Below are 539 nucleotides of genomic sequence, written 5' to 3' on the forward strand. Positions count from 1 at the left end.
GGGTGCGGTGGAGTGGCGGACGACGAGTTCGGGTTCGTGGAGGAGTTCTTTGGGGGTGGGGTGGGTGCCGTTGATCTGGCTGGCGAGGAGGGTTACGGCGGCTCGGGACATGGCTTCGATGGGTTGGCGAAGGGTGGTCAGGGGCGGGTCGGTGTAGTTCATGAAGGGGGAGTCGTCGTAGCCGACGACTGACAGGTCGTGGGGGACGGTGAGTCCTTGGCGGCGGGCGGCGCGGATGGCGCCGAGGGCGAGGATGTCGCTGCCGCAGATGAGGGCGGTGATGCCGGTGGCCAGGAGTTCGGTGGCGACGGCTTGGCCGCCTTCGAAGGAGAACAGGGCGTGGCCGATGGGGTGGGTGTCTTCCCGGGTGCCGGTGCTGGTGCCGGTGGTGCGTTGGGCGAGGGTGGTGAAGGCTGCGGCTTTGCGGCGGGAGGGGGTGTGGTCGGCCGGGCCGACCATGAGGCCGATCCTTGTGTGGCCGAGGGAGGCCAGGTGGGCGTAGGCCTGTTGGACCGCGGCCACGTCATCAGTCGACACCT

General features: G+C 69.2%; 1 protein-coding gene. It reads right to left on the reverse strand.

Features of this window, described 5'->3' with window-relative positions; translation table 11 throughout:
* The coding region (locus AQI95_RS44295) for a substrate-binding domain-containing protein (protein WP_159056793.1) at window positions 1-539 on the reverse strand (539 nt) is incomplete at both ends.

It is taken from the genome of Streptomyces yokosukanensis (assembly GCF_001514035.1).
Lineage (GTDB): Bacteria > Actinomycetota > Actinomycetes > Streptomycetales > Streptomycetaceae > Streptomyces > Streptomyces yokosukanensis.